Here is a 7,863-nt window from a genome sequence, read left to right on the forward strand (position 1 = left end):
GCCCCTTGGGGCGGAGAGTATGCCAAAGTTGTTCCAAACAGCAACAAGTCCGGGCTCTCTTCTTCTCACCTGTTGCTCAGCGTTGCCCAGCAACAAATAAGGCTCAGATCCGACGGAGATCTGGCCGATACGGCATTGACTTGCAGAGGAACCCGCAGAATAGCTCCACACAGGTATGGTTCAGTCTGTTCCCCCTCATTCCGATAGAGCTGGGCCAATATCTCCCCTGGTGGCCCTGCAAGCAACCTTGCAGCAGATGCGGGAGCAGAGCGATGCCAACACCCTCGTTCAGCTCACGCTGGAGTATGTCAAGGCGGTGTTTGGGGCGCCGCTGATCTGGCTGGCCTTTTACGACTATCCAAATCACCAGTTGGTGGGTCAGGGGGGAGTGACCCTTCTTGAGGATCAAACCCTACTGCGGGCGGTGCATCCTCTACAGCCGGGGGAGATCCTGGAGCAGGTGGTGATCGAGCAGCGACCGATCAGCCTGCCCGACCTCTCTCAGGAGCCGCGCATGGGCATTTGGCAGCGGGAGGCCAGGCGACTGGGCGGGATCCAGGGCTGTTTCATTTATCCCTTCTCGGCCTACGGCCCGCTGTCGCGAACGGCAGTAGGACGGCGGCGCTGCTTGGGGATTCTGATGCTGGGATCCCAAATGTGGGGGGTTACCACCCGTGAGGACGAAAAGGCTCTCCTGGGGATTTTGCTGGGGCAGTTGGCAGCTTCTCTGCAAGAGTTGGAAAACGCTTGGCAACAGCAGACCGAAAAGCGCCTTGAGGATCCGCTCCTGAGGTTGGGAACGGCGATGCGCCAGGTGGGATCCCTGCAGGAACGGGTCAGCCTGGTGAGGCAGGAGTTACAGTCTTTTCTGGGCGCCGTCCACATTCAGGTGTATTGGCACGAGCGCGGCCAGGGGCAGTTCGTCCCCCATGGAAGCGCCCCCAAAGCTGTTGGCAACAGCGGGGGGACGGAGTCCTCTCAGCCCCCTGTTCCCAAAGGGGCTAAAGTCGGAGCAGGGCCGACAGGAGAGGTCAGCCTTTCGCTGCGGGAATTGGGGGACATGTACTACACCCTCGCCGATGGCCAGGTGGTGGTGGGCGGCACAGGGACGACTCGCTCTGAGGTTCCCCCCAAGCTGATGCAGCAGTTGCGGGCCCAGGCCGTTTTGGCGGCCCCGATTTTGCTGGAAAAGGATCTGCTGGGGTTCATCTGGGTGCAATCGGATGTGCCCCGTACCTGGCAAGCCGCTGAGCGACAGTTGGTAGCTGCTGCCGCCAATGGGTTGGCCTTGGCTGCCCCCCTAGAAAATCTGGATCGCCGCATTCGCCAGTTGGCCGATGACCAAGAGTTTGTGCAACAGGTGGGCCGCTCGCTTTACAACCCGGCGGAGCTGCAACAGGCTCTCCAGCAAGCCGTTGTCGGCCTGGCCCAGCGCCTGAAAGTCGGTGCAGTGGCCGTGTTGACGGTGGATCCCGACAGCCCCATCCCCCGCCTCTTCTACGAGTACCGCAGGGAAGGCAAGCAGACTTTGCCACAGCAGCTCAGCCCTCTGAGCGACCAGGACTGGCAGGATCTCATGCGCAGCGAGGTGGTCGTGGCAGAAAACTACGACCAAGATCTGCGCCTGCTCTCTTGGCGGCAGGAACTGGCAGGGGTTCGTTCCTTGATGCTGACCCACACCGGGGTCGGCGGTACCGCCACCACACCTGTGGAAGGGCTGCTCTTGGTGTTGCATCCCCAGCTACGGGCCTGGAGCCGGGAAGAGCGGCAACTGCTGCGGGGGATCGCCCAACAGGTGGGGGTGATCCTGCGGCAAATTCGGTCAGAACAACGCCGGCAACGACAAGAGCAATTGCTCAAGGGCCTGATCGCCACTTGTTCAACCTTGCCAAACTCGGCCACCTTGTCAGATCTGTACACCACTACCACTCGACAGACGGCCCAATTGCTGGGGATCCCTCTGGCGCTGGTGGTCAGTTGGCAGCCGGGGGAAAGCCGGGCTCAGCTCCAGGGGCCTTTTACTACCGCTGCCGGGACGGAGACCGGCTCCACCGAGATTGACCTGCAAGATCCCCTACTGGCCTACGCGCTGCAGTCGGCAGAACCTCTGCCGCTCACCCAGGAGCAGATCCCCCCTGCCAGCCGCACTTGGCTCAGTCGCGTCAGCGGTGCGGAGCACTTTGCTGCCGGCCTGGGATCCTGGCTGCTGGTGGCGCTGGGGGAGACAAACTCCTCGCAGGCGGGAGCTTTGGGAGTTTTGATCTTGGGGGCAGAAGCGGGCAAGGTTTGGGATCCCGACGAGCGGGCGGCTGTGATGCTGATCGCCCAGACCTGCGGCTGGACGCTGCGGCGCTTGCTCTGGATGCAAACTTTGCAAGAGCGGCAGGAGGTGCTCAGGGAGTTGAACTGGTACAAGCACCGCCGCCTGCTGGATATGCAGAATGCCCTTCTGGACAGCCTGCACCGCCTGGGTCAGGTGCCGGAGATCCCCGGAGACGAAGCCACCCGCTGGCAAAAGGTGGTGGAGATCGGCAGAGGGCTGCGGGATCTGACCGTCTCCACAGGGCCGTTGTTGCAGTCGGAAACTTGGCAGGTGCAGCCGCAGTCGCGGTCGGTGCCCTTGGCAACCTTGGTGCGCAAAAGCCTACGCCGAGTGGAGGCCCTGACCCAAAAACGCAAGTTATGGCCGCGGGCCCATGGGGACATGAGCCTTACCATCCAGGGGGATCCCGAACGACTGGAGATGGTGCTCTGGGAGGTGTTGACAGCCGCTATTTTGCGCAGCCCGGAAGGGGGGCGGCTGGATCTGTGGAGCCAAGCCAGCGTTCGCGACAGCGGTGCGGAGCACTTTGGGTATGCAGAGCTGCTGGTGGTGGATCAGGGCAGCTTCGACCCTCACCTGATGGCCGCCCTTCAGTTGGGGCCAGAGCAGGTGATCTACGCAGATCCTCTGCTCAAGTCGCCTCTATCGGTGAGTCCTGGTCTGGAACTCAGCCTGTGTCAACGGGTGGTGCAGCGGATGGGGGGCCAGCTCTCCTTTTACCTCTCTTCCGATGGGCGTTGTGTCTCTCGGCTGCTCCTGCCGATGGGCAGCGACGAGCCCCATCCCCCTGGGTAGGAAAAAGCTGTGTTGCCGGTCACCTTAGGGGGACAAGGTTCTGAGCAGCCAAAACAGGGGCAGTAGAGCCAGTAGGCCGCGATCCAGCCGCCGCAGTTGTAGGCGGTGCCAGCGCAGGGGATGGTCTGGGCCGGTCAGCCCACGGGCCTGCATTGCCATAGCCGTCTGTTCGGCACGCAGGAGCAAGTTTTCAAAAAAGCGCTCCACCAAGGCCAGCAGGGTTTGCATCCCGCCCCGGAAACTCAGGGATCCCCAGCGCACATCCCGAGTTCGCACCGCCCGCGCCAAGTTTTGCACCTCTTCCATCACCAAAGGCAGAAAGCGTAGCGCCAAGGTGAGGGTGAGAATCACTTCGGCAATCGGCCAGCTCCAACGTCGGAGAGGCTGCAACCATTGGCCGATCCCTTCGGCAATTTCTTCGGGGGCCGTGGTCAACAAAAACAAATGGGTGGCGTAGAGCAACGTAAAAATGAGGGTGCCCAGCCGCAGCGCCACCGATAGAGAACGGCGGGAGACCTGAAAGGTTCGCCCCAACAGGGAAAACTGAACCAGGCGGTAGCGGTAAGGGGTTTGCCAAGCACGGGTTTGCTCCCGCCAGGCACGGTCTGGGGATCCCTGTTCTACGGCCAAGTCGAAGTGCCCTGCACCGCTAACGGGAACAGCGGGGATCCCGGTCAGCCCATAGCCCACCACCTGCATATCCTGCCGTTGCGGTTGGGGAAAAACCCCCAATCCATCCGGCGCCAAGCTGGTGATCCCAAAGGTGAGCAGGCTCAGGGCCAGCACCAGGGAGAGTTGGCCTGACCAAACCCGGCGCGGCAGACGGGCCGCCACAGTTAGCAGCAGAAGAGCCACCACCACAGCCAAGCGCCAACCATTGCCGGCCAGAATGGGGCTGAGGAGAAAGCTGAGCAGCCAGGCCAGCTTAACCCGCGGATCCAGGCAATGTAGCCAGGTGCGAGGCTCTTCCAGATAAATCCCCAGCGGGGCATTGCGCAGAATATCCACAACAGTTGAGAAGGAAGCAGACTATACCCCTTAAAAGGGCGGGACCGAGAACTCCGTCCCCGTAGCGCGGTCGCAGCAGCGTTGCGGAGCAATAACAGCTGGCAGCAAGGGAGAGCTAGAGCCGCTCCACCAGACGGGTAGAGCCCGACTGGGCGGCGACCCATCCCCCGGGCGCGCCATCTCGCTCAATGCGCAGCCAGACGGGCACCTGTCCCTCCCCAGCCCGCACCTCCACCACCCGCAGCAGGGCTTGGCGTGGGGCTGTCCCGACAATGGCTCCTGTCAGGCTGGGTTGCTGGCGAATGTTGATGCCATCGTTGGAGATCACCCGCACCTGTTGTACTCCTTGCCACTCCGCCAGAGGGCCAGTTAGCTCAGGCGGGGGAGCGGGTTCTGTCTGGCCGGGATTGTTGTTCGCGAAAGCGTCGCGTAGCGATATGTCAACCGGCGGCTGCTCAATTTGCACCTGGGGTTGCTCCAGCGGTGGTGCCGGCGGCGGCGTGAAGAGGCCCCGCAACATTTGCCAGATGACCAATAGGGAGAGGATGCCCACACCAACTACCCCGGCCACTCGCGTCAGCGGTGCGGAGCCCAAACGAACGCCAGCGGGAAAGGTAGGACGCTTACGGCCCCCCAAGCGGCTGCGGCGGTAACGCTCCACATCCTGCAAACCGATCGCGCCAGCGGACCTTAGGCCCTGGACTCCGTCCCCCTGAGGGGAACGGTCTTGGGCGCGTTCGCGACAGCGGTGCGGAGCACTAGAACTCTCATCCGCAAGAGCAGAGACGCCCGCCTTGGGGGTGCTCCGGTAGGAGGGCAAATCCGAGAGGCGCGGGGGTTCTGGCGGGGGCATCACTCCTCCCCGTTGCCAAGGGGTGGGGGGGCGCTGCAATTCTTGGGTTGGATTAGGGGGGCGCACGCCACCCACCACGGCAGGCAAATGAGGTGGGGGATGGGGGACTTGGGGAGAGAGCATCCCCGCCGGCGGATCCTCGCGGCTGGGCATTTCGTCCAGGTAAGCTTGCACTTGGGGGTTGTCGAAGTAGGCTTGCAACGTCGCTTGGGTGGCTTCCAGACCGCGAAATTCCGGGAACACCTCCTCCTGAAACCATTTTTCTGTGAAGCGGCACAGACCCGGCAGATGGTCGGGAGAACCGGCGGAGTGTTCTTCGATAAACTGCAAGGCCTCTACTTCTTGGGTGGAGCGCAGATGGGCGAGCGCGTCTTCGGTCTGCCCCAGCAACAGACTACAGATGGCCTGCTCCAGATGCACATCCTGCCGCTGCGCCAGACGAGCCAGGTAGCCGCGAGCACGCCGCACCAGAGCCGGGCGGTTTTCCAGATAACCTGCCGCCAGCAACACCTGCACGGCCAAGTAGGCGGCCACCATCGAGGGACGCTCAGCCTCCCGCTCGAACAACTCCTGCTGTTCTTTGAGGGTGAGGTGGCGACGTACCCGTTGGATAAAGCGCAGGAAATCTTCGGTGCTGAGGCCAGAGCCATCTTGCCCCATCCCCTCGATGCCGCCCCGTTCGTCCAGCATGGCTTTGAGGAGAGCCAGTCCCTGCTGTCGCTCCCCGTTCCCATCAGCGGTGTGTCTTCCAGCTTGGGCGGGAGCACTTTGGCTGAGGAGTTGCAAAATGCGATAGGGGCGCAGCTTGCCCAAATCAATGCGGATCTCCGCCTGCATCTGCGGAAAGGCCTGATACTCCTCCAGCTCCGCCAAGCCCGCCTGTAAAGAACGCGCCGCCTCCTCGTAGGATCCCTGTTGCCAGGCTTCTCGACCCAGTTCCAGACGAGCGATGGCCCGCGCCAAAATGGCATCGGAACGAGCAGGGTGGCCCTGCTTCAACAGGTGTTGAGCCAAGTCCAACGCAGCCTGGTACTCTCCGGCTTCGCAATACAAGCACAGCACTCCCGGTAGGTGCGCCTCCTCCACCGTCAAGGTGGGATCCGTTGGCATGAGGTGTTCGTCGTAGTTTCGTCGTGCCTCAGGGTTCAGCAGCACAGAAGCCGCCTCTTGGATCATCTGGGCGCGAGCTTCCACAGCCTGTGGCGAGAACCCCGACAGCCAGGAGCGCTCGCCCGGCTTGAGATCGATCCGCTCCCGGTATGCCTGTTCAATCTGATGCTCATCTGCCCGTGCCGACAGCATCAAAACCCGATAATAGTCGAGGGGCACCCGCACCGTCATGGTTTTTGTCCGCGCTCTCCTGTTCGTGCCAGCGGGACGGAGTCCTTGGACAACTTACCCGCATCGACTTAACTGTAGTCCTTTTCGTGGGTAAAAGGGATCCCCCCTCGGGAATCGCTGCTCCGCCCCTACCAGTTCCAGCTACCCGGCTCTCCTTTGAAAGGGCCTACGACCTTTGAGGTGATCCAACCGCCGTAGAAATCTCCGGGTTGAGGCCGGACTCGTTCTCCACCTACCCGGCACTCCTGCACACGGCCTGGATAAAAGGCAAGGTAGTCGCGGATGGGCAAAAACGCCGGGCTGGGATCCGGATAGCTCCAGGCGGCATCTACGGCTGTTTGGGATCCGACCTGAACTGTCCAGTAGCAGGCAGCCCCTTTGAACTCACAGAAAGAGGTGCGAGAGCTGGGGCGGAGATACTGCAGTCGAACGTCGGTGGGGGGAATGTAGTAGGTGGGCGGGTGGCTGGTTTCCAGGACGCGGTAGCAACGGCGGCTTTGGGCAATGAGCTCGCCATTGAAGAGAACTTCCACCAGTTCTGTGGTGGGCTCCAGACGAGGTGGGCGCGGATAGTCCCAGACAGATTCTTGTCCTGGATGGGGAGAAATCGGTTGGGGAGACATGGGTCAATATCTTCAATATCTAAAGCAGACGGGTGGCCTCTACCAGTTTGGCGTACCGGATCAGCAGCAAAGACTGTTGCTCCGGCAGCGGCTGAATAACCCCCTGCTGCTGCAGACGGCTCAGTACCGCCAGGGCTGTCTCCCGGCTAACTTGGCTGATATCGGCCAAATCCTGGGGGGGAGGGTAGACAATGCGCATCCCCTGGGGGGTCTTCTCGCCAAAAGCTTCCGCCAGTTGCACCAGCGTATGCACCACTCGCAGCGGGGGGCTCTGCTGGTCAAGATCCGCCTGCAAGTTGGCCAGGCGCAGGCGACGGGAGAGGCTGCAGGCCAGCTGGTAACACAGTTGCGGCTCCCGCAACATCAGCGCTTTGAAGGTTGCCGCCGGGATCCCGGCCACCCGCAGCGGGGTTAGGGCCAGCACATCTCGGGAGCGGGGAGCTTCGTCCAGTACCGCCATTTCCCCCACCCAAGCGCCCGGCCCCAGCAAGGCAAGGGTTTTGGTGCTGTCTTGCGCCCGCAAAGCCCGCCGCACCTTAGCCCAGCCGGCGAGGATCAGATAAACTACGCTGCCCCAGGCATCTTGCATGAAGAGGGCCTGTCCCGCCGGGATATCCCGCAGCTTGACCTGGGATCCCAACCATTGCAAGGACGTCGCCGAAAGTTCGGCCAACATTGGCACCGCCTTGAGCTCGGAGAGAAGGGCAACAGGAGCATCGGAAGCCATGGCGGGTCGGACGTTTCACCATACCGCAAGCCCACTGTAGCCCAGTTACCAACTCAAGAGCTATCCTGCAATCCACCACCCCGCCATGTGCGCCAAGATCTAGGTCGTGTTGATCTTATGTTAGGATAGAGAGAATAATTTATAGAGGAAAGAGGATGAAGTTGGTTTTTTTAGATGAAAACAAATGGCAGAA

Annotated in this window: 5 protein-coding genes; 1 reads left to right on the forward strand and 4 read right to left on the reverse strand. The window is 61.8% G+C overall.

From position 1 onward, the window contains the following. Positions 1–175 precede the first annotated feature (175 nt). Positions 176–3,118: a GAF domain-containing protein gene (locus tag ACVWY8_RS11635; protein WP_457397126.1), complete on the forward strand. Its 2,943-nt coding sequence runs from the start codon at positions 176–178 to the stop codon at positions 3,116–3,118. A gap of 24 nt (positions 3,119–3,142) precedes the next feature. On the opposite strand, the gene ACVWY8_RS11640 is transcribed toward ACVWY8_RS11635, so the two are convergent. From ACVWY8_RS11640 to ACVWY8_RS11655, 4 genes are all read right to left on the reverse strand, one after another. After that, positions 3,143–4,126, reverse strand: coding sequence for an energy-coupling factor transporter transmembrane component T family protein (locus ACVWY8_RS11640; protein WP_457395063.1), 984 nt, complete (start codon positions 4,124–4,126; stop codon positions 3,143–3,145). A 115-nt stretch (positions 4,127–4,241) separates the two neighbouring features. Continuing rightward, positions 4,242–6,320 carry an SH3 domain-containing protein gene (locus ACVWY8_RS11645; RefSeq protein ID WP_457395066.1) on the reverse strand — a complete coding sequence of 693 codons (2,079 nt, stop codon included), beginning with the start codon at positions 6,318–6,320 and terminating at the stop codon, positions 4,242–4,244. A gap of 128 nt (positions 6,321–6,448) precedes the next feature. Next, entirely contained in the window at positions 6,449–6,943 is a 495-nt protein-coding gene (locus ACVWY8_RS11650; protein WP_011433071.1) for a DUF427 domain-containing protein, read from the reverse strand. 19 nt (positions 6,944–6,962) lie between these two features. Next, on the reverse strand, positions 6,963–7,670 hold the full coding sequence (locus ACVWY8_RS11655) for a Crp/Fnr family transcriptional regulator (RefSeq protein ID WP_457395069.1): 708 nt from the start codon (positions 7,668–7,670) through the stop codon (positions 6,963–6,965). Positions 7,671–7,863 lie beyond the last annotated feature (193 nt).

Source organism: Thermostichus sp. OS-CIW-32, from assembly GCF_054060415.1.

Excerpts from the sequence above, each read along its gene's own strand:
- ACVWY8_RS11635 (WP_457397126.1), top strand. The coding sequence starts at position 176 with ATGGTTCAGTCTGTTCCCCCTCATTCCGATAGAGCTGGGCCAATATCT.
- ACVWY8_RS11645 (WP_457395066.1), bottom strand. The coding sequence starts at position 6,320 with ATGACGGTGCGGGTGCCCCTCGACTATTATCGGGTTTTGATGCTGTCG.
- ACVWY8_RS11650 (WP_011433071.1), bottom strand. The coding sequence starts at position 6,943 with ATGTCTCCCCAACCGATTTCTCCCCATCCAGGACAAGAATCTGTCTGG.
- ACVWY8_RS11655 (WP_457395069.1), bottom strand. The coding sequence starts at position 7,670 with ATGGCTTCCGATGCTCCTGTTGCCCTTCTCTCCGAGCTCAAGGCGGTG.